This window comes from Caulobacter sp. FWC26 (assembly GCF_002742645.2).
Classification (GTDB): Bacteria; Pseudomonadota; Alphaproteobacteria; order Caulobacterales; family Caulobacteraceae; genus Caulobacter.
This window is the reverse complement of the sequence record NZ_CP033875.1, coordinates 499,991-526,291: the sequence shown is the minus strand read 5'-3', so window position 1 is coordinate 526,291 and position 26,301 is coordinate 499,991. Positions and strand designations below refer to the sequence as shown.

General features: G+C 67.5%; 21 protein-coding genes and 1 pseudogene. 10 read left to right on the top strand and 12 right to left on the bottom strand.

All coding sequences use genetic code 11. The features are described from left to right. Nucleotides 1-142: 142 nt before the first annotated feature. The 9 genes and pseudogenes from cobA to CSW63_RS04065 all read right to left on the bottom strand — a co-directional run bounded on the left by cobA (nt 143) and on the right by CSW63_RS04065 (nt 12,620). Entirely contained in the window at nt 143-916 is a 774-nt protein-coding gene (cobA, locus tag CSW63_RS04105; protein WP_062095395.1) for a uroporphyrinogen-III C-methyltransferase, read from the bottom strand. Beyond that, nucleotides 906-3,584 (bottom strand): nitrate reductase, encoded by a 2,679-nt coding sequence (locus CSW63_RS04100; RefSeq protein WP_062095393.1) that lies wholly within the window; start codon nt 3,582-3,584, stop codon nt 906-908. The genes cobA and CSW63_RS04100 overlap by 11 nt, the downstream gene beginning before the upstream one ends. Next, the gene (nirD, locus tag CSW63_RS04095; RefSeq protein WP_062095391.1) at nt 3,585-3,929 is read right to left on the bottom strand and encodes a nitrite reductase small subunit NirD; all 345 of its coding nucleotides are present in this window, start codon (nt 3,927-3,929) and stop codon (nt 3,585-3,587) included. It lies immediately after the preceding gene. Further along, nucleotides 3,926-6,394 (bottom strand): nitrite reductase large subunit NirB, encoded by a 2,469-nt coding sequence (gene nirB / locus CSW63_RS04090; protein ID WP_062095390.1) that lies wholly within the window; start codon nt 6,392-6,394, stop codon nt 3,926-3,928. Before nirB ends, nirD begins: the two co-directional genes overlap by 4 nt. A gap of 28 nt (nt 6,395-6,422) precedes the next feature. Then, complete coding sequence (locus CSW63_RS04085; RefSeq protein WP_062095388.1) at nt 6,423-7,643, bottom strand: NarK/NasA family nitrate transporter; 1,221 nt, start codon at nt 7,641-7,643, stop codon at nt 6,423-6,425. 234 nt (nt 7,644-7,877) lie between these two features. After that, nucleotides 7,878-9,020: a CmpA/NrtA family ABC transporter substrate-binding protein gene (locus CSW63_RS04080; RefSeq protein WP_062095386.1), complete on the bottom strand. Its 1,143-nt coding sequence runs from the start codon at nt 9,018-9,020 to the stop codon at nt 7,878-7,880. After that, nucleotides 9,017-9,589, bottom strand: a complete 573-nt coding sequence (locus CSW63_RS04075) for an ANTAR domain-containing response regulator (RefSeq protein WP_062095385.1) — start codon at nt 9,587-9,589, stop codon at nt 9,017-9,019. Before CSW63_RS04075 ends, CSW63_RS04080 begins: the two co-directional genes overlap by 4 nt. 155 nt (nt 9,590-9,744) lie before the next feature. Continuing rightward, nucleotides 9,745-10,197 (bottom strand): annotated as a pseudogene (locus CSW63_RS04070) (ATP-binding cassette domain-containing protein); the annotation flags it as partial. A 158-nt stretch (nt 10,198-10,355) separates the two neighbouring features. Next, nucleotides 10,356-12,620 (bottom strand): TonB-dependent siderophore receptor, encoded by a 2,265-nt coding sequence (locus CSW63_RS04065; RefSeq protein WP_168193595.1) that lies wholly within the window; start codon nt 12,618-12,620, stop codon nt 10,356-10,358. Between the two features lie 157 nt (nt 12,621-12,777). Here CSW63_RS04065 and CSW63_RS04060 point away from each other — a divergent pair, with 157 nt between their 5' ends. Genes CSW63_RS04060 through CSW63_RS04050 form a run of 3 tightly spaced genes read left to right on the top strand, consistent with a single transcriptional unit; the run spans nt 12,778 to nt 15,015 of the window. Further along, nucleotides 12,778-13,086, top strand: coding sequence for a hypothetical protein (locus CSW63_RS04060; protein ID WP_197425242.1), 309 nt, complete (start codon nt 12,778-12,780; stop codon nt 13,084-13,086). Between the two features lie 56 nt (nt 13,087-13,142). Continuing rightward, complete coding sequence (locus CSW63_RS04055) at nt 13,143-14,708, top strand: PepSY domain-containing protein (protein ID WP_062095379.1); 1,566 nt, start codon at nt 13,143-13,145, stop codon at nt 14,706-14,708. Further along, a complete protein-coding gene (locus tag CSW63_RS04050) occupies nt 14,698-15,015 on the top strand; it encodes a DUF3325 domain-containing protein (protein WP_062095376.1) in 318 nt (105 codons plus the stop codon). Before CSW63_RS04055 ends, CSW63_RS04050 begins: the two co-directional genes overlap by 11 nt. A gap of 68 nt (nt 15,016-15,083) precedes the next feature. Here CSW63_RS04050 and CSW63_RS04045 read toward each other — a convergent pair whose 3' ends face one another. Then, complete coding sequence (locus CSW63_RS04045; RefSeq protein ID WP_062095374.1) at nt 15,084-16,112, bottom strand: AraC family transcriptional regulator; 1,029 nt, start codon at nt 16,110-16,112, stop codon at nt 15,084-15,086. 157 nt (nt 16,113-16,269) lie between these two features. Between CSW63_RS04045 and CSW63_RS04040 the strand changes: the two genes are divergently transcribed. The 6 genes from CSW63_RS04040 to CSW63_RS04020 all read left to right on the top strand — a co-directional run bounded on the left by CSW63_RS04040 (nt 16,270) and on the right by CSW63_RS04020 (nt 21,105). Then, nucleotides 16,270-18,258: a TonB-dependent receptor gene (locus CSW63_RS04040; protein WP_062095372.1), complete on the top strand. Its 1,989-nt coding sequence runs from the start codon at nt 16,270-16,272 to the stop codon at nt 18,256-18,258. A gap of 8 nt (nt 18,259-18,266) precedes the next feature. After that, nucleotides 18,267-19,361: a PepSY domain-containing protein gene (locus tag CSW63_RS04035; protein ID WP_062095370.1), complete on the top strand. Its 1,095-nt coding sequence runs from the start codon at nt 18,267-18,269 to the stop codon at nt 19,359-19,361. Continuing rightward, entirely contained in the window at nt 19,358-19,531 is a 174-nt protein-coding gene (locus CSW63_RS23315; RefSeq protein ID WP_168193594.1) for a hypothetical protein, read from the top strand. The genes CSW63_RS04035 and CSW63_RS23315 overlap by 4 nt, the downstream gene beginning before the upstream one ends. A 95-nt stretch (nt 19,532-19,626) precedes the next feature. After that, nucleotides 19,627-20,313 carry a protein-S-isoprenylcysteine O-methyltransferase gene (locus CSW63_RS04030; protein ID WP_197425241.1) on the top strand — a complete coding sequence of 229 codons (687 nt, stop codon included), beginning with the start codon at nt 19,627-19,629 and terminating at the stop codon, nt 20,311-20,313. Beyond that, on the top strand, nt 20,310-20,666 hold the full coding sequence (locus CSW63_RS04025; protein ID WP_127846931.1) for a hypothetical protein: 357 nt from the start codon (nt 20,310-20,312) through the stop codon (nt 20,664-20,666). The genes CSW63_RS04030 and CSW63_RS04025 overlap by 4 nt, the downstream gene beginning before the upstream one ends. A gap of 25 nt (nt 20,667-20,691) precedes the next feature. Then, a complete protein-coding gene (locus CSW63_RS04020; RefSeq protein ID WP_099502847.1) occupies nt 20,692-21,105 on the top strand; it encodes a Fur family transcriptional regulator in 414 nt (137 codons plus the stop codon). A 339-nt stretch (nt 21,106-21,444) separates the two neighbouring features. Here the strand turns inward: CSW63_RS04020 and CSW63_RS04015 are convergent, their stop codons facing one another. Next, complete coding sequence (locus tag CSW63_RS04015) at nt 21,445-23,634, bottom strand: TonB-dependent receptor (RefSeq protein WP_082749428.1); 2,190 nt, start codon at nt 23,632-23,634, stop codon at nt 21,445-21,447. A gap of 126 nt (nt 23,635-23,760) precedes the next feature. Between CSW63_RS04015 and CSW63_RS04010 the strand changes: the two genes are divergently transcribed. Continuing rightward, nucleotides 23,761-24,600 (top strand): helix-turn-helix domain-containing protein, encoded by an 840-nt coding sequence (locus tag CSW63_RS04010; protein ID WP_062095365.1) that lies wholly within the window; start codon nt 23,761-23,763, stop codon nt 24,598-24,600. 161 nt (nt 24,601-24,761) lie between these two features. Here CSW63_RS04010 and CSW63_RS04005 read toward each other — a convergent pair whose 3' ends face one another. After that, the gene (locus CSW63_RS04005) at nt 24,762-26,279 is read right to left on the bottom strand and encodes an alkaline phosphatase (protein ID WP_062095356.1); all 1,518 of its coding nucleotides are present in this window, start codon (nt 26,277-26,279) and stop codon (nt 24,762-24,764) included. Nucleotides 26,280-26,301 lie beyond the last annotated feature (22 nt).

The window sequence follows — 26,301 nt, the reverse complement described above, 5'->3', positions numbered from 1 at the left end:
TCCTTGGTGACTTGCTCGGGCGTGCAGTCCAGCCGGTCGAGGATCTTAGAGCGTAACGCCGAAAGTGCGAACCGGCTTCGGCGTCACGCTCTGGCAGCTGAAGCTGGCGAGCCCATCGCAGAACCCGTCTCGCAAAAAACCATCACGCCCAGTCCCGCAAGCGTTCGACGGCTTTGCTCGTCTGATCCTGCGCCAAAGCAGCAACCTCGCCCACGACAATGAGCACAGGGCCTCCACACGTCGGGACCGGTCCTGACGTCAGCGTACCAAGAGACGTCGTGCTCAGGCGCGCGTCGGCCGCGCCGGCCCGTTCGATCACGGCTACGGGCGTCGAGGTCGCGCGCCCCGCCGTGACCAGAGCCTTGGCAAGGTCGGGCGCGGCCTCGCCCCCCATATAGATCGCGATGCTCGCCTCGGCGTCCGCTCCGAAGCGCCAGTCGCCCACGACCGCACCGTTCTCGACCCGTGCCGTCGTGAAGACCACGCGTCGCGCCTGTCCGCGATGGGTCAGCGGGAATCCAAACTGGGCCGCAGCGGCGCTGGCCGCCGTGACGCCGGGCACCACCTCAGTCGCGATCCCGTAGGCGTTCAGGAACGCGGCCTCTTCGCCCACGCGGCCAAAGATCGACGGGTCCCCGCCCTTCAGGCGCACCACCCGCAGGCCTCGGCGCGCCAGGCGCAGCATGACCCGATTGATCTCGTCCTGCGTCATGCTGGGCTTGCCGGCGCGCTTTCCGGTCTGGATTCGAATACAGCCGGGCGGAGCCAGGGCGACGGCCTCTTCCGAACACAAGGCGTCGTAGAGAAGCGCCCCGGCCTCCTGGACCGCGCGCATAGCCCGCACCGTCATCAGATCGACAGGACCAGGTCCCGCGCCGACCAACAGAACCCGTCCTGGCTGAACGCTAAAGGACATCGGCGGTCTCCCGTTTGGCGTCGGCGAAGACGCCGATCATGCGACTGATTTCTGGACGGCAGGAGCCGCAGTTCGTGCCGGCCCCGGTGACGGCGCCGACGGCGTCGGCGGTCAAAGCCCCGGCGGCGATGGCGGCCTCGATCGCCTTGGCGCCGACCTTGAGACAGGCGCAAACCATCGCCCCCTTGTCGATCGGCGCGCCGGGCGCGAAGCCATGCAGCAAGGTTGCGCGCGTCTGCGGCGTCAGCGGCGCGGTAAAGAGCTCGACCAGCCAGTCGCGCGGCGGCAGGCGACCAGCCTCTGTCATGTAGAGAACAGCGACCAGCGTGTTGTCGCGGACCCAGGCCTCGCGCAGCCCGCCCGTGGCGGCGTCTTCATAGGCGACGATCTCGCCCGTCAGCCCCCGAACCAGTCGCTTGCGCAAGGCCGCGCGCTGAGCGCGATCTCCCCGCCCAGCGAACTCGTGTTGGTGACAGGCCTCTCGCGGCGTGCGCCGCCAGACAAGCTCTGGGTCGACCACGACCGCCGGTTCGCGTGCGAGGAAGAACCCCTTCCAGGTCTCGCGATAGGCGCCAAGGCGCGCCGGGGTGTGCTTGAACTCAGGCTGGCCTGAGGCCGAGTCGGTCATCGGCGCCACGAGGGCGTTGGCGCGACCGGCCGGCGCGAAGGCGTTCGTCCAGTGCATCGGCATGAACAGCGAGCCGCGCCGCTGGCGATCGCTGAGCTTGGCCACGGCCACAGCCTCGGCGCGGGTCGTCATCACCCGGGCCAGAGCGCCGTCGGTCAGGCCGACCGCCTTGGCGTCGTCGGGGTGAACCTCGACATAGGGCTCGGGCGCATGCCGACACAGGTCGGGCGCCAGGCCCGTTCGGGTCATGGTGTGCCACTGGTCGCGGATGCGGCCGGTGTTCAGCGCCATCGGGAACTTGTCACTGGTCGCCTCGGCCGGTCCGCGAGGCCGCACCGGAACCAGGCGCGCGCGACCATTTGGTGTCTGAAAGCGCCCGTCCTCGAACAGGCGCGCCCTGCCCCGTCCCTCCGCGTTCACCGGCCACTGGACAGGCTCAAGCGCGTCATAGGCCTGAGGATCCAGCCGGGTGAGCCCCTCCAGATTGAGCACGCGCCCGGTGTTCTCATAGGCCGTCAGGCGGGCCCATTCGCGGAACACGCTGGCCGCGTGCGGCCAACCAAAGCCGTCGAAGCCCATGGCCTGAGCGACGTCTGCGATGATCCGCCAGTCGGCGCGGGCCTGGCCCGGCGGCGGGAACAGCGCCCGTTGGCGTGAGATCCGCCGCTCGGAATTGGTCACCGTGCCGTCCTTCTCGCCCCAGGCCAGGGCGGGCAGCTTGACGTCGGCGAAGGCCGTGGTGTCGGTGTCGACGCAGTCGGAGACCACCACGAACGGGCAGCGATCCAGCGCTTCGCGCACCGCGCCGCTGGCCGGCAGGCTGACCGCCGGGTTGGTGGCCATCACCCACAGCGCCTTGATCCGCCCGTCATGGACCGCCTCGAACATGTCGATGGCTTTCAGACCCGGCGCGCGGGCCGTGTTCGGCGCGCCCCAGAAGCGGGCCACGCGGTCGCGCTCCTCGGGCGAGAAGTCCATGTGGCCGGCCAGGGTGCTCGCCAGACCGCCGGTCTCGCGCCCGCCCATGGCGTTGGGCTGGCCGGTGATCGAGAACGGGCAGGCGCCCGGCTTGCCGATCCGGCCCGTGGCCAGATGCGCGTTGATGATGGCCAGGCCCTTGGCGACGCCTTGGGCCGACTGATTGGCGCCCATCGAGAACAGGCTGACCGTTCGCGGGTGGGCGGCGAAGAGATCAAAGAAGGTCTGCAGGTCGCCAAGGGCCAGGCCGCAGTCGGCCGCCACCGCTGAAGGCGACTGGTCGTCTTCGTCCAGGGCCGCGACCACCGACGCATAGCCGTCGACATGGTCATGCAGGAAGGCCGCATCGATCGCGCCGCGCCCGATCAGATCGGCCAGCAACCCGTTCCAGAGCCGGACATCGCTTTGCGGCGCCAGGGCCAGGTGAAGATCTGCGCCCTCGGCGGTGTCGGTGCGGCGAGGGTCGATGACCACATGCTTCTGGCCTCGCGCCTTGGCCGCCTCCATCCGCCGGAACAGCACAGGATGGGTCCAGGCGGCGTTGTGACCGCTGAACACCACGAGGTCCGCCAGGTCGAGATCCTCGTAGCAGCCGGGCACGAGGTCCGCGCCGAAGGCCTGCTTGTGAGCGACGACCGCCGAGGCCATGCACAGGCGGCTGTTGGTGTCGATATTGCCCGAGCCGATGAAGCCCTTCATCAGCTTGTTGGCGACGTAGTAGTCCTCGGTCAGCAGTTGGCCGGACACATAGAAGGCCACGCTGTCGGGACCATGCCGGGCGATCGTCTCCCGAAAGCGTCGGGCGACCAGGCTCGTGGCGTCATCCCAGCTGGCGGCGCGTCCCTGGATCGTCGGTTCCAGCAACCGGCCCGCCAGCGAGACCGTCGCGCCCAGCGCCGTGCCCTTCGAACACAGTCGACCGTGATTGGCGGGGTGAGCCGCGTCGCCGGAAATCGCCACCGCGCGCGTTCCGGCCGCCGTCGCGCCGATCACGCCGCAACCCACCCCGCAATAGGGACAGGCCGTGCGGGTCGCGGTCAGGGCGGCGCAGCCGTCGGCCATTTAGAGGTTTCCCTCCAGGCTGAGCAGCAGGCGGCCGTCCTCGACGCGCAGTGCGACAACGGGCGTGCAGCCCTTGCCCTTGTCGGCCCCCATCGCCTCGCCGGTGGCCAGGTCGATGTTCCAGGCGTGCAACGGACAGGTCACGGCCCGGCCATGGACAATGCCCTCGCTGAGCGGCCCGCCCTTGTGCGGGCATTTGTCCATCAAGGCGAAGACCTCGCCATCGCCGGTGCGGAAGATGGCGATATCCCCGTGCGGGCTGGGCACGCGTCGCGCGCCGCGCCGCGGCACGTCGGTCACCGCCCCGACGTCGATCCAGATTGGCGTTTTGACGTGCGTATTCATGCGGGAACGAACTCCATCCGGCGGCTCATCGGGGTGAACTCCTCGTTGTGACGGCCCGCCACGCGCTCGGCCCACGGATCGATCCGGGCGAAGCGCTGCGAATAGACGAAGCGGTCGTAGAGGGCTTTGCGCTGGTCGGGATCGGTGACCTGGTCGCGGATGGACTCCAGGCCCACGCGGTCCATCCACTTGTAGACCCGCTCCAGGTACCAGCCCTGCTCGCGGTAGAGCTGCATGGCTGCGGCGATGACCCAGACGGCCTCGTCCTCGGTCGCCACCCGGGTCAGGACCTGCGTGCCCTGAATATGAAGGCCGGCCGCGCCGCCGATATGGATCTCGTAGCCGCTGTCGACGCAGACCACGCCAAAGTCCTTGCAGGTGGCTTCGGCGCAGTTGCGCGGACAGCCCGACACGGCCAGCTTGACCTTGGCTGGCGCCCACGAGCCCCACAGGAACTTCTCCAGCCGCATGCCAAGTCCCGTGGAATCCTGGGTGCCGAAGCGGCACCAGTCAGAGCCAACGCAGGTTTTCACCGTGCGCAGACCCTTGGCGTAGGCGTGGCCGCTGACCATGCCGGCGGCGTTGAGGTCGGCCCAGACGGCGGGAAGGTCGTCCTTCTTGACGCCCAGGAGGTCGATCCGCTGGCCACCGGTGACCTTGACTGCCGGAATAGCGAACTTCTCGGCGACGTCGGCGATGGCGCGCAGCTCGGCCGGGCTGGTCATGCCGCCCCACATGCGCGGCACCACCGAATAGGTCCCGTCTTTTTGAATATTAGCGTGGACCCGCTCGTTGATGTACCGCGACTGCTTGTCGTCGCGATACTCGCCGGGCCAGGCGCACAGCAGGTAGTAGTTCAGGGCCGGCCGGCACGCGGCGCAGCCGTCGGGCGTGGACCACTCCAGCGCCTGCATCACCGCCGGCATCGACTTCAGGCCCTGCTCTACGATCGCGCGACGCACCTCGCCGTGGGTCTTGGGCGAGCACTTGCAGATCGGCTTGGGCCCGGTCTGAGCCTGGAAGCCATCGCCCAGGGTCAACTTCAAGACCTGCTCGACCAGCGGCGTGCAGGATCCGCACGAGGCCGAAGCCTTGGTCACCGCGCGAACATCATCCAGCGTGGTTAGGCCCTGAGCCGTGATCGCAGCGGTGATCGCCCCTTTGCAGACGCCGTTGCAGCCGCAGATTTCCTGCGTATCGGGCATGGCTGCAACGGCCGCGCTAGGGTCCAGGCCGGCCAGCCCTTCGGTGATCGCCTGGCCGAAGATCAGGGTCTCGCGAATGCCGCCGACGTCGGCGCCGGCTTTCATCAGGTCGAAGTACCAGCCACCGTCGGCCGCATCGCCAAACAGCACCGCGCCGGCGACCTTGCCGTCCTCGATCACGACCCGCTTGTAGACGCCCCGCGCGGCGTCGCGGAAGACGATGTCCTCGCAGCCCTCGCCGCCGGCGAACTTGCCGGCCGAGAACACGTCAACGCCGGAGACCTTGAGCCGCGTCGACAGGACCGAGCCCTGATAGCCCCCCTCCCCGTCCGTCAGCGCCTCGGCCAGCGCGCGACACATCTCCCAGATCGGCGCGACGAGACCGTAGCATTGGCCGCGATGCTCGACGCATTCCCCGACGGCGAAGACATCCGGATCGGAGGTTCGCATGGCGTCGTCGACGACCACGCCGCGGTTGACGCCAAGACCGGCGGCCTTGGCGAGGGTTGCATTCGGCCGGATGCCCACCGCCATGACCAAGAGGTCGCACGGCAGCACGCGGCCGTCCTTGAGCTTCAGCCCCGTGACCTGGCCGTCCGCCCCGACGATCTCCTCGGAGTGCGCGCCCAGCACCGTCTCGACACCGCGATCGGCGAGAGCCTCGCGCAGCAGATAGCCGGCGCTTTCGTCCAGCTGACGCTCCATCAGCACGTCCATCAGGTGGACGACGGTGGCGGCCATGCCGCGCCGCGCCAGGCCATAGGCGGCTTCGAGCCCCAGCAGGCCGCCGCCGATCACCACCGCCCGCGCCCCGGGCTTAGACGAGGCGTCCAGCATGGCGTTGACGTCGTCGAGGTCGCGGAAGGTCACCACGCCCTTGAGGTCACCGCCGGGCAGCGGCAGGCGGAACGGGTCTGACCCCGTCGCCAGGATCAGCTTGTCGTAGCCGACCTCCAACCCGCCCTCGGCGAAGACCTTGCGGGCCGAGGGGTCGATGGCCGTGACGGCGCGGCCGGCGTGCAGGGCGATCCCGTTGTCGCGGTACCAGGCCTCGTCGTTGATGACGATGTCCTCAAAGGCCTTCTCACCCGCCAGGACCGGCGACAGCATGATGCGGTTGTAGTTCACACGCGGCTCGGCGCCGAAGATGGTGATGGCGTAGCGGTCCGGATCGCGCTTGAGCACTTCCTCGACCGCTCGGCAACCGGCCATGCCGTTGCCGATGACGACCAGACGCAATTTGGGCGCAGCTTGGGTCATGGGGCTTCTCATTGAGGGGGGCGCAGGATTAGACGCGGACGGGCGCGGCGTCGTCGTGCAGGGTCGGCCAAACCGCCCGCCAGCGGGCCTTGAGGCTAAACAGCGCGACCAGGGCGAACACGGCCAGCAGGGCGAAACCGATGAATCCGGACTGGTAGGAGCCGGTCATCTTCTTGGCCAAGCCGAGCGTCGAGGCCAAGTAAAAGCCGCCAAGACCGCCGGTCATGCCGATCAGGCCGGTCATGACGCCGATCTCCTTGCGAAATCGCTGCGGGGCCAGCTGGAACACCGCGCCGTTGCCAGCGCCCAAGGCCAGCATGGCGAACAGCAGCACCGCCAAGGCCACGGCGGCGGAGGGCAGTTGGAAGCTGGCCACCGTCAGGCCGACCGCAGCCAGCAGATAGACCACGCTCAGCGTCCGCACCCCGCCGTAGCGGTCGGCGAGCGCGCCGCCGACCGGGCGGATGAACGAGCCGGCGAACACGCAGGCGGCAGTGAAGAAGCCCGCGATGACCGGATCCAGACCGTACTCGGAGTTGAAGTACATGGTCAGCGACGAGGCCAGACCCACAAACCCGCCGAAGGTCACGCCATACAGCAGCATCAGCCACCAGGCGTCGGGAACCTTCAGGACATCCAGGTACTCGGCAAGCTTCTTGGGCGCAGGCTGCTCAGGCGCGTCCTTGGCCAAGACAAGATAGGCGACGAAGGCGAAGACCAGAGGGATCGCCGCCAGGCCGATGACGTTCTGCCAGCCGAAGGTCTTGGCCAGGGCGGGCGCGAACAGCGCGGCCAGGGCGGTGCCGGAGTTACCGGCCCCGGCGATGCCGAGGGCCAGGCCCTGATGCTCGGCCGGGTACCAGCGCGAGGCCAGCGGCAGCGCCACCGCAAAGGAGGCGCCGGCCACGCCCAACACCACGCCTAAGGCCAGGATCTGTTGATAGTTGTGAAGACCAACAGCCCAGGCGGTGACCAGACCCGCCAGCACGATCAGTTGGCCAATGATCCCAGTCTTTTTGGGACCGATGCGATCGACCAGGACGCCGTTGACCAAGCGCAGAAGCGCGCCGGCCAGCACCGGCACGGCGACCATCAAGCCCTTCTGAGCGGGATCAAGACCAAAGTCCTTGGCGATCGCCACGCCCAGCGGGCCCAGGATCACCCAGACCATGAAGCTGAGATCGAAGTAGAGGAAGGCGGCGAACAGGGTTGGCGCGTGTCCGGCCTTGAGGAATTCACGGGAGAGCATATGGGCCTCGATCGTCTGCGTGTCTGCGAGAGCGAGGCGGCGGCGCCTCGGGCGACTGACCGCATCGGAGCGGTCCTCTGGCAGCCGCGAACGCCGTTGTTCGGTGGCCTTGATCCAAGTTGAGCGTGGCGGAGGGTCGGAGTCACCCGCGCGGCGACGGGGTGCCCTCAGGCTCTTCGATCTCGCACGCTTGCTCAGCAAATGAGCGACAACAGCGCTCAGGATTTAAGCAGGTCAGTCGCGCAGGCGACCGATGGCGAAGCTTGAGGCATAGGCCAGGGGCGCGGCGGGATCGAACGGCCGCTGGTCGAACAGCCGGGCTGCATCCGGGGTCGCCGCATCCTCGAAGCTCAGCGCAGGATCGAGAATGGGGTCCAGCGACAGAGCGGCTGCGCGATAGAGATCCGGGCGGTAGACGCGCGCGACCAGCGCCTCAAGGTCGGCGTCGGCGCCCGCCTGCCCCCAGCGGACCATCTGCGATGCGAACCACAGGCCATGCTCGGGCATGGGCAGGCCGGACCCGTCGCGGTGGAAGACAATCTCGCTCTTGAGGGCGCGCGCGATGGCGTCGGCGGGCGCGCCCACCCACTCCGGCCGCGCCAGGATCTCGACCAGGACCTCATGGTTCTGCGGCGCGTCCGCCCAAGCGGCCGCGCGCATCAACGCCCGCAGGCAGGCTTTCAGATCATCGGGCCGTGTCGAGGCGAAGCGCGCCGCCATGCCCAGCACCTTGTCGGGACCCGACGGCCAGAACCGGGAGGCGGTGATCAGGATCTCCCCGACACCCTCCGCCTCGGCCACAGCGTTCCAAGGCGCGCCGACGCAGAAACCGTCCACCGCCCCCGCCCGCATCTGCTCGACCATGCGAGGCGGCGGAATGACGACGATGCGCACGTCCTTGTCCGGATCGACCCCGCCCTGCGCCAGCCAGTAGCGCAGGAAGTAGTTGTGCATCGAATAGGGAAACACGACGGCGAAGGTCAGTGGCGGCTCACCGCGAACACGCCGCGCCTCGACCACCCCCGCCAAGCCTGCAGCCGTGGCGGGCGCCTCCGGAGACACCGGACCAGCCGCGTGCAGAGCGCCCGCCAACGTGCGCGACACGGTGATCGCGCTGCCGTTCCGGTTCAGCGCCATGGGCGCAATGATGTCGGCCTCACCCGCCACCGTCGCGGCCAAGGCCATCGGCGCCAGCATGTGCGCGCCGTCCAAAGCCCCCACCGCCACCTTGTCGCGGACGGTGGCCCAGGAGGCTTCGCGCGACAACTCGACCTCCAGTCCCTCCTCGGCGAAAAAGCCCATCGTCTTGGCGACGGCCAGCGGCGCGCAATCCGTCAAAGGGATGAACCCTAGACGCAAATCGAGGAAGCTGCTCACGCGCCGTCTCCTCGCAGCACGCCGGCGAAGGCCAGGAGATCAGCGGCCACCGCCCCGATGGACTTGCCTCGATCCATGGCCAGTTTCCTCAACAGCCGATAGGCCCCGTCCTCGTCCAGGCCGCGCTCCTTCATTAAAAGCCCCTTGGCGCGCTCCACGGTTTTGCGGGCTTCGAGATCGGCCTTGGCCTTGGCCAGGTCGCCGCGCAACTGCTGGGTCAAGGCGAAGCGGCTCATGGCCACGTCGAGGATCGGCCGCACCCGCCCCGGGGCCAGACCGTCGACCACATAGGCCGCCACGCCCGCCCGCACGGCCTGTTCGGCCAGGCCCGGCTCGGAGCGATCCACGAACATCACCACCGGGCGCCCTTGGCTGGACTCCCTAAGGCTATCCAGCGTGTCGCGGTCGGGGCTCTCGGCGGCGATCACGACCACGTCGGGCGCAAAGGCCACGACTTCGGCCTCATTGTAGACAGCAGCGTGGCGGACCTCCAAGGGCTGAACACCCTCGAGGCCTTGGGCCACAAGCGCCGCCCGGGCGGCGTCCGGATCGATTACGAGCACGCGCATCGCCCGCAGTCCTTAAGTCCGCGCGCCGAGATCCGGAGCAGGAATCCGCCCCATATCGCCTCGACGCGTGGAGTGCTGAAAATGAAGGCGCCGACGCTCAGAAGGCCGGCGCCTCGGCGCCGGGAGCCCCAACGGCGACGTCGACGCCCAAACCGTCATGCGGCGCGGCGCGCGTAGAGGAACTCGATCACCGCCGCGCGGGCATGGACGTAGGTCGGATGCTCGGCCACGGCCAAGCGGTCGCGCGGTCGCTCCAGCGGCACGTCCAGCACCTGCCCCACGCAGGCGCGCGAGCCGTTGGTCATCATCACGATGCGGTCAGACAGCAGCGTGGCTTCGTCCACGTCGTGGGTGATCATCAGCACGGTGTTCTTCAACGCCGAATGGATTTCCATGACGCTGTCCTGCAGGTGCGCCCGGGTCAGGGCGTCCAGCGCGCCGAACGGTTCATCCAGCAGCAGGACCTTGGGCTCCATCGACAGAGCCCGGGCGATGCCCACCCGCTGCTTCATGCCGCCTGACATCTCGGCGGGCCGCTTGTCGAGCGCATGGGTCATCTTCAACAGTTCAAGGTTGTGAAACACCCAATCCTTGCGCTCGGCCGCCGCTACACAGTCGATAGGCCTATAGGGGGCGGCGAGCGCCAGGAGCCGCCGTTGGCGCCGCGCCAGAACTCAGACACTCAGTCGCCATTCGCAAATGGCAGCTGACGCACAAGAGCGATGGCTTGTGCGGCTGGCGACATGAGGCCGCCAGCCGCCATGGCCTACCAGCTATATCGCAATGTCGCCGTGACCGTTCGCGCCGCGCCGAAGTAGCAGCTGTTGTTGAAGGGGCAGGCAGAGACATAGGTCTTGTCGAACAGATTGGCGGCGTTCAGCGCCCCCTCCCAGCCCTTCAGGTCCGGTGAGATCTGGCCCAGATCGTAGCCGATCAGCGCGTCGACGAGCACAAAGCCGTCCGTGCGGAAGCGCCGGAACGTCGTGACGTTGTTGATCACGGCGTAGGTCGTCGTGCCGTCCGAGCCGCCGACATAGCGAACACCGGCGCCCAGTCGCAGCCCGGCCAGCGCCCCCGTCGCCCATCCGCCGCGACCGAAATCATACGAGACGAAGCTCGAGGCGCCCCACTCGGGAACGCCCAGTTGACGCGTGCCGGTCGTCGTGGGCGTGCCGCTGTTGGTCGCTGTCGCCGCCACCGCGGGCGCGCCCTGGGTAATGATCGCGTCCGTATAGCTAACCGCGGCGACCACGCTGAGGCCGCGCACGACCTCGCCGCGACCTTCCAGTTCGACGCCGCGCACCCGGACCTCGCCGATCTGCACCTGCGAGGTGCTGGGAATCCCATTCGTGCCGGCCAGCGGATCGGCGACCGGCACCTTCTGGCGCTCCAGTTCATAGGCGGCCAGGGTAAAGAGGGCCGAGGTCCCCTTGGGCTGATACTTCACGCCACCCTCGATCTGGCGGCCTGTGACAGGCACGAAAGCTTCACCCTGCCAGGTCGCGCCGGCCTGGGGCTCGAACGATTCCGAATAGCTGACATAAGGCGCCAGGCCGTCGGTCAGTTCGTACAGGCCGCCGACCCGCATGGTGAAGGCGTTCTGCTTCAGCGTGCTGCGGGTGGCGTTCTTCTTGTTGTCGGTAACCTGCTCGTACCAGTCGTAGCGGCCGCTTGCGATCAGCTGCAGCCGGCCGATCGACATCTGATCCTGAGCGTAGAGCCCCTTCTGCTCGCGCCGGGTGTAGGTGTTCACATAGGCCGACGACAGCGTCTTCAGGTCGAAGCTGGGCAGCGTTCCGCCATAGGTCGGGGCGAACAAGCTCAGGTTCGGTATGCTAGTCAGCGGGTTGCTGGTCTGACCCGTGTTAAACTGCTGGAAGTTCTCGCCGGTGATCCGCTGATAGTCGAGACCGGCCAACACCTGGTGCTTGATCGCGCCGGTCGCGAATTGGCCGCTCAGCTGGTTGTCCAGCGTCAAGGTGTTGAAGTCCTCGTCCGCGCCGCCGCCGCCGCGAATGATGGTCGAGTAGTCGGTGTTGCGGTTCGCGCCTGTCCCGGTTGTGGCGAAACCGGCGACATACAACTGGCGATACGAGAGGGTGTTGTTTTGAAAGCGGGCGTTGGAGCGGAAGGTCAGGTTTTCGTTGATGTCATGGCGGAAAAAGGCCGCTAGCGACTTGGCCTTATGGTCGTAGCGCTCATAGCCGGGATCACCGGTGTTGATATCGCGCGGCAGCTTGCCGAACGGGTTGGTCAGCACCGAACCATAGGCCGGGACGCCGGAATAGCCGCCGCCGCTGGGTGATTCCTGATAGGCCGCGACCAGGGTCAGGCTGGTGTCAGCCGTGGGCTCGAAAGTCACCATTGGACTGACGTGGAAGCGCTCGCTGAAGGTGCCTTGGGTGAGGCCGTCGCCCTTTTGCCAGCCGGCGGCCAAGCGGCCCAACCACTTGCCCTCGCTATCCAGCGGCGTGTTGATGTCCGCCGCCAACCTCCGTGAATCGTAGTTGCCCAGCTGACCTTCCACGCGGCCAAACCGGCCCTCCTCGGGCGTCTTACTGGCTAGGTTGACCAGACCACCGGGCGTGGCGTTGCCGTACAGCACCGAGGCTGGTCCCTTGACGATATCGATGTGGTCGATGCGATTGAAGTCGATCTGCGGCATCGAGTACGGCCCGGCGATCAGACGCATGCCGTCCAGGAAAACCCCTGGCGTAAAACCGCGAACGACCAGTTGGTCATAGCGCGTGACCATGCCGCCGCGCTGGTTAGGGGCGACGCCAGCGACGAAACCCAGCGCCTGGTTGATCGACTGAACATTACGGCGCGACAACTCGGCGCCGTCGATCACGGTGATGCTCTGGGGTGTCTCGATCAGGGGCGTCTCGGTCTTGGTCCCAGCGGCGGCGCGGCGAGCCTTCAGGCCCGTAATCTCGACCCGTTCCACCGCGTTCGGATCGCTGTCCGTCTCGTCGGCCCGGGCCACGCCGACGCCAAGTCCCTGTAACGTAGCGACGGCGGCGACCGTCATAGCCAAGCCTTTCCAGGCTTCCGCGCCTGCTTGCGCGCCGCGCGTCGTTTTTGAACGGATGGCCATGAACGCCCCTCATAGGTAGTCGATACGATTAAGAATTAGTTGCAAATAGCGAAGCGGGTCGCTAGATGCAACCCAGCTTTCCGGAGGGCGCGTGAGCAGCGATCGACAAACGAAGATGGCCGTCGATTGGCCAGGCATCACGCGGATGAGCGTACGGGGCTTCACAGCACTGGTCGGCGGCTACGCTGCCGCCGCAGCCCTCTCCTCTCTGCTGGCTCGCCTGCTGCCAGGCCCGCCGGCCGAGGCCTCGGCCTGGGGCATGATCGTGTCGTTCCCGCTGTTCGCCGCGCTTGGGCTGTGGGCTTTCCACGCGCGTCGGCTGGCCCATGTGGCGGCCGTGCTTTGGGGCGCGGCGCTGCTGGCTGGCGGCGCGGTCTTGCTGCTGGGGGTCAGGCCTTGAACACCCGGTGGAACCCGAATGAGAGCTCCCCGGCCGTCCGGGGCCTTCGCCAGTCGATGGCCTGGATCCACGCTTGGCTCGGCTTGCTGGCGGGTTGGATCCTGTTCGCCATGTTCCTGACCGGCACGGCCAGCTACTTTCGGCCGGAGATCACCCGTTGGATGCAGCCCGAGCTGCGCTCGCCCCATGCCTCCGCCGAGCAGGCCGCCCAAGCGGCCATCAACCACCTGCAGGCGACCTCGCCGGACGACCAGCACTGGACTATCTATCTGCCCGACGACCGCACTGGGGTGACCAGGGTTTTCGCTCGCGCCAAGCCCGATCCCGCCAAGCCTGCGCCGCGTCGCCCGGAACTGAAGCTAGACCCGGTCACTGGCCAGCCGCTGATGGCCCGTGACACCAAGGGCGGCGAGCACTTCTACCGGTTCCACTTCCAACTGCAGTTGCCCCATCCGTGGGGGCGGTGGCTGGCCGGGGTCTGCGCGATCTTCATGCTCGCGGCGATCATCTCCGGCGTGATCACCCACAAGCGCATCTTCACCGACTTCTTCACCCTGCGCTGGCGCAAGGGCCAACGCAGCTGGCTTGACGCTCACAACGCCTCGGCGGTCCTGGCCCTGCCGTTCCACGCCATGATCACCTACACGGGCCTGATCACGTTGGTGGCGATGTACATGCCCTGGCCCACGCTGGCGAACTTCAAACAGTTCGAGGACTTCACGGCTGCGGCCTATGGCGCGCCGGCGGAGGGGAAGGCGTCGGGCCAGGCCGCGCCGCTGCGACCGGTGGGGCCGATGATCCAAGCCGCCGAGCGCGCTTGGGGCGGCGATCCGCCCCGCACCATCATGATCCGCAATCCGAACGACGCGGCCGCCACCGTCACGGTTCTGCGCACCACGGCCAGCCGTCTGAACGCGCGACCGGACTCGATCACCTTCTCCGGCGTGACCGGCCAACAGCTCTCCAAATCACCTCAGCCCGGCCCGGCCGTTTCCACCGCCGGCGTCATCCTGGGTCTGCACCTTGGGCACTTCGCTGACCCCGCGCTGCGATGGATCTACTTCCTTCTGGGCCTGACCGGCGCGGCGATGGTCGGGACCGGCCAGGTCCTTTGGGTGGTCAAGCGCCGCAAGGCGAACGCGCCGCCCTTCTTCGGGCTGCGCCTGGTCGAACGCCTGAACATCGGCGCCATCGCCTGCCTGCCTGCGGGTATGGCCGCCTTCCTGCTGGCCAACCGCCTGATCCCCGCCGGGCTGCCCGGCCGCGCAAATCTCGAGGTCTCGGCGATGTTCTGGGTCTGGTTCGGGCTGGCGGCGCTGTCGTTGCTACGCCCCGCCCGTCGCGCCTGGATCGAGACCCTAGGCCTGGCGGCCGTCGCCTTCGCCGCGATTCCGGTCGTCAACGCCCTGACCACCGATCGCGGACTGGTCGCCAGCCTGGCCGCCGCCGACTGGCTATTCGTCAGCTTCGACCTGGCCATGCTGGCCATCGCAGCGCTCTGCGGCCTCGGCGCGCTGAAGGCTGCTCGCCAACCGGAGCCGCGCTCCTTCGCGCCCGCTCGCCAGGCCCGAGCCGCGACGCTCAAGCCGGCATCTGTCCCGGAGAACGCCGATGCCGTATGACAGCGGCCTGATCAGCTACGCCGCCTTCGCCAGCCTAGCCCTGGCGACCAAGAAGCACGGGAGCAGCCTGGGTTGGAGCGCCCTGCCCCCGCAGCGCGTTCTCCGGGTGCTGGGATGGGCGCTGCTGGCCCTGTCGGCCATCGCCGCCGTCGCGCGCCTGGGCCCGGCCTTGGGCGTCACCGCCTGGATCGGCCAGATGTGCGTGGCCGCGCCCCTGCTGGTGCTCATGTTGTCGTGGCGGCCAAGGCTGTCAGCGATCCTGGCATGCGTCAGCCTAGTCTGCGCCCTCTTCACCGCGATCCATTAACCCGAGGCTCTCATCGACATCGCGGTGCGAACCTTTTCATCACAAGCCCATTCGCCTTATGCGCCGCCTCAAGCCGTGTTTCCTGGTTCGCCCCTCTGGCTTATCGTCCTGCTCGGGGAGACACCAAAGGCGCGTCGATAGAGGCGCGCGAAATGGCTGGGATTGGCGTAGCCGACTTGTAGCGCCGCTTCGATGACGCTGACCCCTTGCTCGGCCATCAGGGCACGGGCTCGCCAAAGGCGTTGGTCCTGCAGGTAGCCGATCACACCGACGCCATAGACCTCGCGGAAACCCTGCTTGAGCGTCTTCTCGCCTAGGCCGATGCGGCGAGCCAGGGCGGCGATGGTCCAGGGGTGAGCCAGTTCCGCGCGCAACAGGGTAGCGGCCTCTTGGACGCGGCGACGGCGGCGTCCATAGAGTCCATCGGCCTTGGCGGTCTCCCGCGGAACGATCAGGTCCATGGACAGAGCCAGGAAGTCCAGGGCGCGAGCGTCCAGCGTCAGGTCGTCGACCTGCTCGGCCCGCGCGGCGGCGTGCAGTTGCTCGCCGACCTGGGCCAGCATGGGCGTGACCGGCGCGGCGGCCACCCAGACGCCGGGCCGTGACATGCAGTGGCGCGGATGGCGGGCGTCGAGCGCCATGACATCGTCCAGCCGCCCAAGGCGCGCCAGGAAGTCGTGCGAGACCCGCAGCTCCACCAGCCGATAGCGCGAGCCGGCCGGGGCCGCCGAACGCGCATCCAGGGCGCGGGTCGAAAAGCTGGCGTACCAAGTCATCGGCCGGTAGGCGACGCCGAGGGCCGGACCGTCCGCGTCGCCGAGGATGACGCCTTCCCCTTCGCCCTCAAAGAGCAGCGTCAGGGCCAGGCACGGTTCGGAGCGAACTTCCTGGCTGGCGGCCTCCAGCACCAGGACGTCGTGGGTCAGGACATCCAGCCCTTCGCGCGCGGCGAAGCGGCGACTGACGCCCGACACCGGGATCCGATCGGTGAAGTACTGGGCCGCGGGCATGCCCACGCAGGCGGAGAGACCCTTGGCCGCGTGCTGCGCGAGGCGGCGCTCCTGGAGGTGGAACTGGTGGTCGACGTCGAGAGGCATGCGCAATTCTATTTGCGAATAGTTCTCAAAGTCAATTTTTCCCTGATCGCGGCCTTGTCGCCCCCGATCGCGTTAGCGGGCCTCCCAGCAGGGGTCTAAGCGCGGCCATAGAGACAAGGCGCGCTGTCGGGGCGACGCCAGGCTCGCGGGAGTCCTGATGATGTCGAAGACGCTGTGGTTGCTGAGCGCCAGCCTGTTTGTCGGTCTGTGGGGCCAAGCCTATGCCGACGACGGATCGAACTTCCAGTCCGAGGCGCTGATCGTCACCGCCAGCAAGCGGGCCCAGGCCCTCGACTCGCTGGACGGCCAGGCCGTGGTGATGCGGGGCGACGATATCGGTCTGTCGCGCGCCAGCTCGGTCGATCAACTGGGCGGAGTGGTCGGCGACCTGACCGTTCGCCAGCGGGCCAGCAGGACCTATCTGAGCCTGACCTTGCGCGGCCAGTCGTCGGTCGACTTCTACAATCCCACCGTCCAGATCTATCTGGATGGCGTCCCCCAGGATCAGGCGACGTTCGGCCAAGCGCTGCCGCTGAACCTGCAGCAGGTTGAGGTTCTGTACGGCCCCCAGAGCACGCTCTATGGCCGTGGCGCGATGGGCGGGGTCATCAATCTGGTCTCCAGCCCGCCGGACGGCCAGACCTTCATCGCTCAGGGCGAAGTCGCCTCTCGCTTTCGCGCCGGATCGGCCCTGGCCAACCTGGCGCTGGGCGCCTCGACCTTCTTAGAACTCTCGGCTGGTTATCGCGATGAGGACGGCGAGTATCGTAGCCCGGTCGACGGCTCGCGCCTGGGCGACAGCCGCGCCGTCAACGGCCGCGTCCGCCTGCGCGTCGCGCCGGAAGGCGGTCCGGTCAGCGCCCTCCTGACCCTGTCGCGGATGGATGTCCGCTCGCAGGAGGAGCAGTACGTCCTGGCCTCCGACCTGCCGACCCGCACCGTCTATCCGGCCGACAGCCACCACCGGCTGACCCACGACCTGGCCAGCCTGCGCCTGGACGCCGACCTGGGGCGCGCCAAGCTGACCTCGGTGACGGCCTACCAGGACCGCGACTACCAGCGCACGGTGCTGAGCACCTACAGCCCCGAAACCCAGAAGACCTTCACCCAGGAATTGCGGCTCAGCGACGACGCGGCGGCGAGTGGAGCGCTGTCCTACGTGGCGGGCCTGGCCTTCGAGCACACCGACTTCACCTTCGCCCGGCCGCAGTACGGCCAGAGCGCGGCTCAGACCCTGAAGACCTACGCCGCGTTCGGCGAGGCGACCTACAAGCTGTCCGACCGTCTGGACGTCACGGGCGGCCTGCGCCTGGACCAGCACAGCGTCGAGGCCACCGCCGGCCAGGGCGCGCTGATCCTGAAGAGCGACAAGGACTTCCACAGCGTCTCGCCCAAGCTGGCGATCGGCTATCAGCTGCGCGAGGACACACGGCTCTACGCCCAGGCCAGCAGCGGCTACAAGGCCGGGGGCTTCAGCCGGTTCGTCACGCCCGCGACGGTCGGCTTTTCCTACAAGCCCGAGAAGCTGTGGAACCTGGAGGCGGGCCTGCGCGCCCGACGCCTGGAGGACCGGCTGCGCTTCACCGCGGCGGCGTATTTCACCCGCAGCGACGACTATCAGTACTATGTTGGCTTCGCGCCCAGCCAGTACCTCAGCAATGTCGGCGAGGTGGAGTCCAAGGGCGCCGAGGCGCGGCTGGACTGGGACGTCGACGCCGCCTGGCGGATCGAGACGCGGGTCGCCTACAACAAGGCCAAGTTCACCGACTATCACAACCCGACCAGCCCGACCGCGAACCTGACGGGCAATGTCCTGCCCTATGCGCCAAGCTGGACCGGAAGGGCGGCGGTCACGCGGCGCGTGGCCCTGCCCGGCGCGCTGGGTCGACTGGAGGCGCAGGTCGGCGTGAGCTATTCGGGCCGTTACTGGTTCGAGGAAACCAACACCCTCGGCCAGGGGGCCTTCGCGCTGTACGACGCGCGCCTGTCCTGGCGACCGACGGACCGCTGGAGCCTCGACCTCTACGGCGAGAACCTGGGCGACAAGCTGTATGCGCCCTATGGCGTGGCCTTCGCGCCGGGGGTCAATGTCTATCAGGCGGGTCCCAGTCGCCAGGTCGGCCTGCGCGTCCGCGCATCCTACTGAGGCCCGCCATGCGATTCTGGGTCTGGGCGCACAAGTGGTCGAGCCTCATCTGCACCGCGTTCCTGCTGGTGCTCTGCGTCACCGGTCTGCCCTTGATCTTCCGGGGCGAGATCGACCACGCCTTGGGGTATGGGACGGGCGGTCAAGCGGCGGCCAGGCCGGCTCCGCTGTCGGCCATAGAGGCGGCCGCGCGGGTCGCGCGGCCTCTTGGCAAGATCCACTTCCTGGTCTGGGAGCCGGACAAGCCCGGCGTGATCACCCTGTCGATCGCGCCGCCGGGGGCCAAGTCCTTCTTTGACAACGAGAACGTGCTGATCGACGCCGCCACGGCCAGCCCCCCTTCGGGGGGCGACCGCGCCAGCCCCACCCAGTGGCTGGTCGATCTGCACGGGACGCTACTGCTGGGGCCGATGGGGCCGTTGGTGCTTGGCGTTCCGGCTGTCCTGTTCATCGTGGCCCTGGTCTCTGGGGCCGTCATCTACGGCCCCTTCGCGCGCAAGGCCGGCTTCGCCAAGGTGCGCGGCGGACGCACGACGCGCACGGCATGGCTGGACCTGCACAACATGCTGGGCGCGGTGATCCTGGCCTGGATGTTGGTGGTCGGCGCCACGGGCCTCATCAACACGTGGGGCGCCTCGATCATCCGATTCTGGCAGATGAGCGAGCTTTCGACCTATGCCGCGCAAGGCACGCCACCGACGGGTAGGACCGCCCCGATCGACACTATCGTCGACGCCGCCCGCGCCCGCTATCCCGATTTCCAGCCCTATTTCGTCGCCTATCCAGGCTCGCTGATGGCCGGCGAACGGTTCCACGCCGTCTATCTGCGGGGCCCGGACGGGTTGAAAGAGCACATCTTCCAGCCGGTCCTGATCGACAGCGTCACCGCCCGCGTGATCGGCGCGCCGCGGCCGCCCTGGTACATCTCCGCCCTGGCCCTCTCCCAGCCGCTGCATTTCGGCGACTACGGTGGCCTGACGTTGAAGGTGATCTGGGCGCTCTTGGACCTGACGACCATCGCCGTGCTGGTCAGCGGCCTGATCTTGACCGTCTCGAAGGGTCGCAAGGGACCGCATGATAGTCTCGCCGAGGTCGCCGCATGAAGTCTGTTCTGCTGTTCCCCGTCCTCGTGGCGGTCGCCACTCTGGCCGGCTTGGTCCTTGCGCTGTTCGGCGCCGGCGGCTGGGATCTTCTCGCTTGCGCCCTGCTCTCCCCGGCTTTGATCCTGGTCGGCCTCCTCCTGGCTCGGGCCGTCGGAGCCCTGAGGGCCTGAGTGCAGCCTCAGAAACTCAATGTTATTGCGAGTCATTCTCAACAAAGCTATCTAGACCGCCATCGACGCGGTAGCGGACGACAGAGGAGCAGCCCATGGCCACCCGGCAGACCCGATCGATGTCCTCCAGCCTGGCCGCCGTCGTGACGATGACGATCGGCGTGGGTCTGCTAGGACTGGCGGTGCTGCGATGGCGCCAGAACGGTGCGGGCGCGCTGGTCTGGCTGGCGGCCCTGCTCGTCATGTTGGCGATCCGCACGCCTCACACGCTGCGCAACCGACGCAACGTCGTGGTGGATGCGCGCAAGGATTTCGCCGAGACTGCGCTGCTGGCGGCCATGTTCCTGACCATGATGGTGCTGCCGCTCCTGCAACTGGCGACCGGCGCCTTCGGCTTCGCCGACTATCGGCTGCCTTCAGGGGCCATCGTCGCGGGCGCGCTGCTCCAGATCCCGTGCCTCTGGCTGTTCTGGCGCTCGCACGCCGACCTCGGTCGCAATTGGAGCCCGGGGCTGGAGGTGCGCGAGGACCATAGCTTGATCACGCGTGGCGTCTATGCGCGCGTTCGCCATCCGATGTACGCGGCGATCTGGATCTCGGTCCTAGCCCAGCCCTTGCTGATCCAGAATTGGATCGCCGGCTTCCTTGTCGCGCCGGCCTTTGCAGCCATGTGGTTCATTAGGGTTCCCAAGGAGGAAACCATGATGCACCTCCAGTTCGGCAAGGCCTGGGAAGCCTATTGCGCCCGCGCCGGACGCCTGCTGCCACGGTGGACGGCATGATCGATTTGCTGACCACGGCCACGCGGTGCTGGCGTCTGGCTCGCGATCAGCACGCGCCAACCCAGCAGCGCCTTCACGCGGTTCTTGCGACGCGGCACGGGGAGATGCTGGCGCCCGTGTTCGACAGCATCATTCGTCTGCTGGAAGCGGTCTTGGGCCGCCCGATCGCGGTCGGCGATTTGGCGCCCTCGGAAGACGAGCGTCTGCTGGCGGGACTGCTAGACGGCTCCCGCACCTGCGACGCCAACGTCCACTGCTCCGCAGGCCTGGCTGCCGCGCTGGACGGAGCGGTTAAGTCGATGCGGATCATGATGACAATGAGTCCGCCCTCCTCCGCCGCGGCGCCGGCATGACGCCCCCCTTCAAGGAGACTTCCACGTGACGCCTCTGGAAAAGCTCTGTCTGGAACGCGGTGTCCGCATGACCGAACAACGGCGGGTCATCGTGCGGGTGCTTTCAGCAGCCGATGACCATCCCGACGTGGAGGAGCTCTACCGCCGCGCCCACACCATGGATCGGCGTATCTCGATCGCCACCGTGTACCGGACGATGCGCCTCTTCGAGGAGATCGGCGTGATCGAGCGGCGCGACTTCCGCGACGGGCGCACCCGCTACGAGGAGGCGACCGACCAGCACCACGATCACCTGATCGACATGAAGACCGGCAAGATCGTCGAGTTCGTGGACCCGGACATCGAGGCGCTGCAACAGGCCATCGCCCGTAGGCTGGGCTACAGGCTGGTCGACCACCGGCTTGAGCTCTACGGCGTGCCCTTCGGTAGTCCGGAATAGATGGCGTTGGGACCTCGGTCGACGCGCCGGGGACCTTGCCCGCCCGATATCCCGGTGCCCGCCGCAGACCCGGACCGTCCTGGCCAAATCATCCGGAAGCTGAACGCAAAATCGAGAGCGCAGTACTCTGGAAGGGTGCGTTCCGGGTCGCCCCAGAAGCGGTCCCTTGCGCACCTCCGGGGACCCGTCATTGGGGACATCAATTGGAAAGGCGCCTCACCACCGACCGGTTGAGCCTACCCAGCAGCTTGACGAGAAGCCTAACGCCCACGCCAAGCTCACGCACGATGTTTCCTCCGAAACGCACCGCGGCGGAACGATGTCCGCCTTGCCTAGCGCTCAGAACTGCGAGGTCAGCTCCAGACCCGCTTGCCGGCCGCGAGCCAAGGGAGCGTACCAGTTTCCATCATTGCCGAAGCCGAGATTGCGGAACGCCATGCCGCTGTGGCGACGGACATCCGTAAGGTTCTCGATGAACAGCCGCGCGGCATAGCGCTGTGTCTCGAAGCCCGCCTGAAGGCCGTAGACCTGAGTGGCCTTCTGCCGGGCCGAGCCGGTGTTCTCCAAGGTCTCCTCGCCTGTAAGGGCCGCTTCCGCGCGGACATACCAGCCGCTCGGGTGCGCGTAGCGGGCGGCCAGATAGCCGTCATAGGACGGCGTCAGTTTCACGCGCCGGCCTTCGAGGTTCGTGGTCGCGTCGATCCGCAGATCCCTATAGCGGGCGTCGGCGTACCCCCAGGCCGCCGTCAGTTCCAGGCCCGGCAGCGGCTGAGCGACCGCCTCGAGTTCAAAACCCTTACTGTTGATGGAGGCGTCGGCTCCGATATAGTCCGAGGAGATGATCTGGCCCGAGGCGTTCGTCGCCACCTGGATCTCCTGCCAATTGTCCGAGCGGATGTAGAACACCGCGCCCGACAGCCTCAGCCGGCGATCGGCGGAGCGCCACTTGAAGCCAGCCTCTCGGCTCCACATCGTTTCGGAGGGGTATCGCAGGATGTCCCTTCCCAGATCGGCCTGAGCGGCGGAGAGGTTGAAGCCGCCCGGAATGTAGCCCTTGGCGACATTGGCGTAGAGGCTGAGGTCGGGCGATATGCGGTAACTGGCGCCCAGTCGAGGAAGGGTCTGCTCGAAATCGGCGTCGAGGTCGGCCTCCTTGTAGGTCAGCACGCCCCCTAGCCCAAGATCGAGCGTTCCGGCCAATTGCCGCGCCGAGCGGTGCGCATGATCGAAGCGGACACCACCATTGATGGTCAGCGCGGGCAGCGCTGAGGGCGTCCAGCCTACCGAAGCGAAGAGGCCCCAGTCTTGGGCCTGGGCGCGCTGGGTCGGGGCGGGATTGTAGTCATCCAACCCGCCCGAACCGACGAAGGTCGCCAGGAACCGGTGGGTGTCCTGACGATAGATCGAAGCGCCTACCATGTAGGTGACGGGGCGGTCGTCGGGCGAGCTGAAGCGAACCTCGCCGTTGATGAAGTCGGTGTCCTTGTGGTCCTGCCCGGCGGCGGTCGGCAGGGCGGTGAAATCGAAATCCAAGCCGCGCGCATCGACCTTGAGACGTCGATAGGACAGGGCCGCATCCAGAGATCCGACGTCGAACCGGTAGCGTAGGCTGCCCCCCGCGACGGCTTCGCGCTCGTCGGTCCGCTTGGGCGCGTCGTTGACATAGGTGAAGTCGCTGACGGCGCGGCCGCCGTTGAAAGCGGCGGCGTAGGACTTGTTGTACAGCGCGGTGTCCATCGGCAGGTATTCCTGGTCGAAGACTCCCGGGGCGCGCGTCTCCAGGACGTAGGCCAGGGCGTTGACGGTCAGGCGATCGTTTGGCCGCCACCGCAGACGCCCCTGAACGAACGCCTCCCGAATGCTTCCGGCCGAGACGTTGGGCGCCAAGTTTCGCAGGAAGCTGTCGCCATTGGAAAGCTTGAAGGCCATCGAACCGGTCAGGGCGTCTGCGGCCAGCGGGCCGCCGATGAACCCGTCGGTCTCGATCTCGTGTCCGCCCTTGTAGGCGCTGGCCGTCACGCGCGCTTCACCCGTGAACGCGGCGGTGGGCGCGCGGGTGTTGATCACGATCAGGCCGGACTCGCTGTTGGCCCCGTAGAGCGTGGCTTGCGGCCCCCGGAGCACTTCGATGCTCTCGACTTGGTTCAGAACCGCGTTGGAGAGTTCGCGGAACGGGACGCCGTCGATGTAGACGGCCGCGCGATTGACGATGAACGGGTTGGACTCGATGCCTCGGATGCTGATGAAGGTGCTGCCCAGCTGGCCGCTTTCGTTGAACTGCACATTGGCCACCGCCGCGTCCAGCTGACGAATGTCGCGGATACGCGCTTGGTCCAGGGCTTGGCGGTCCAGGACGGTGGCCGACAGGTCAGCGTCCTGCAGTCGCGTGGCGCGACGCGTCGCCGTCACGACGAGGTCCTCAACCGTACTTGCGTCCTTGGTCGCCGGGGGCTGGGTTTCCTGGGCGGCGGCCTGGAGGCTCAGAAGAGAGGCGGCGGCCGTCGAGGCCAAGAGAAGAACGCGCGTCATGAAAACTCCAAGGCGCGCCGAGGCGCCTGTTGCGAACCATTTTCACGATCTCTAATGATACATTATAACATCGCGTCCACTCCAAAGCCGGACGCCTTCACTCCAAAGCGGGAAACTTCGCGCGTCATGTCGGAGAGCTCAGCGGCCGATCAGGTCAGGCGCGCGGCGCCGACCGACGGAAGGATCATCAGCGGAGGCGGCGCGGTGCTTGTCCAAGCCCGCTATCCCGCGCACGAGGGGCGCTATGAGGGCGGTGGCCTGCTGCGATTGGCCCTTTGCCTCGAAGGCGCCGAGCGCCTGACCTATCGTTGCGGGGACATGCGTATCGAGGGGCCCTGGCGGGCGGGCCAGATCGTCGTGACGCCGCCGGATGCGCCGCTGGAAAGTCGATGTGACGCCGTTGCGACTCTCGGCCTGGCGCTAGATCCAGCGCTGCTTGGCCAGGGCGTGTCGCTCCAATCCGTCGAGCGGCTTGGACTGGTAGAGGACGAACTGCTGTCATCCGTCATGAGAGCGCTTTGGTGCGAAGCCGAGGCGCACGGCGCATCAAGCGCCTTCTTCCAGCACGGCGCGGAGCTGGTGCTTAGGCGTCTTGACGAGCTATCCGGCCGCTCCATGGTGCGTAGCGTCCAGCCGCGCCTCTCTCCAGAACGCTTGAGCCATGTGCTCGACTGGGTCGAGAGCCATCTGGACAGCGACATCACGGTCGGCGGCATGGCGGCCCAGGCAGGGCGAGAGATCAGCGGCTTCGCCCGTGCGTTCAAGACGGACATCGGTTGCACGCCCTACGCCTACATCACGCGTCGCCGGATGGTTCGCGCTCAGGCCCTGCTGCGCTCCGGCGAGAGTGTGGCTCGGACAGCTTGCGCTTGCGGCTACGCCAATCCCGCGCAGTTCTCGATCGCGTTCCGGCGATTGATCGGTGCTTCTCCAACCGTCTGGCGAGCGAGATCAGAGGCCCGGTAGGACGCTGTTGGCTGCCCCTCCTTACCCAAATACTCCTGCTTGTCAGGCGAATGACGGGGGCGGCTTAAGGCAGATCAATGCGCTCCCGCCTGAGCCCTCTACGCCACATAAAATTCGCGCCTCACCGCTTAGGTCACGAAAAGGGCCGAGCAAGGCGGAGATCATACGACGAATTTCGCGCCTGGGCGCTGATCCTCGATCACGCATCGCGCCAGGCTTTGGGTGGCGCCTTTGGGGTCTGCCTGATCTGAGACGGCCCTCAGATCAATGTCCAGTTTTCGGGGCCTCGCCTCGATCAAGGTGTAGCCCGAGCGTTCGATGTCGGCGAAGCGGACGTGGTCATTGCGGGTCCGGACATCGCCATAGCGCGCCGGCGGCGCGTGGCTGGCGGCCAGGCAACTCGTCACGAGCTCGGTCGCCACGGGCGCCGCATCGGCCTGGCCGATCCGCAGGTCATTGACCATATAGGCATGGATATCGCCGCTTAGGACCACGGCGTTGCGCACCGATGGACGACTCATGCTGCGCATAAGGCGGTCGCGCGCCGCGGCGTAGCCGTCCCACTGATCCGACATCACGCCGTCGGGCGTCTCGATCGGCGCGACCACCGTCTGCTGAGCCAGCAGGGTCCAGCGCCCGCGCTCGGCCTTCAGCGTCCGGTCCAGCCAGAGCTCCTGGGCCGCGCCCAGCATGGTGCGGTCTGGCGCGATCAGAGCGGGGCAGTCACGGCGCGGACGGTTCCCGCTCTGGCGGGGCGGATTGCAGGCCTGGGGCGAGCGATACTGACGACCGTCGAGCACGGGAAGACTGACAAGGTCGCCCCATGCGAGGCGCCGATAGAGCCGTGGCTGGTCAGGACGAGCCCACAGGCTGGGTCGCACCGGCAGGTGCTCGAAGTAGGCCTGGTAGGCGGCGGCCCGCCGACGCGCGAATATCGCCGGTTCCAGCCCCTTCAAGTTGGCCTGATCGGCATAGTCATTCTCGACCTCGTGATCGTCCCAGGTCACGACCCAAGGCACCTGCCGATGAGCCTCGCGAAGGTCGGGATCGGACTTGTAAACCGCGTGCCGGCGACGATAGCCGTCAAGGTCCATGGGCTCGGGCGCATCGAAGCGACGGACCTTCGAAAACTGGGCATAGCTGTTCTCGTAGATGTAGTCGCCCAACTGCACGATCAGGTCGGGTTGGGCGGCGACCATGTCGCGATAGGCGCTGAACCAGCCCAGTTCGAAATGCTGGCACGAGCTGACGGCGATCCGCGCGCGTTCGGCGTGCTCCGGCGCGGTGGCGGTGCGGCCGACCGGGCTGATCGCGCCCAGGGCGTGAAACCGGTACCAGTAAGGTCGGCCGGGGCGCAAACCCGATAGCTCGACGTGAACCGAATGACCCAAGACCGGCGTGGCCGCGCGGCGGCCACGTCGTACGATACGACGGAAGGCCTCGTCCTCGGCGACCTCATAGGCGACAGGAACGGCCGGGGCGTCGAGCGGCCCGCCGCCTGCGCTAAGGCGGGTCCAGAGCACGAAGCCGTCTGTCGACGGATCACCGCTGGCCACGCCCATCGCAAAGGGCTCGGCGGGCGCGGCCCGGCGAATCTCCAGTCCCCGCGCCGCCGTCGCGCGAGCCAGGAACAGGCCCGACGAGGCCGATATCACCGCGCGGCGCGTCAGTAGGGACATCGCTGGAATCCCGTCGGAGAAA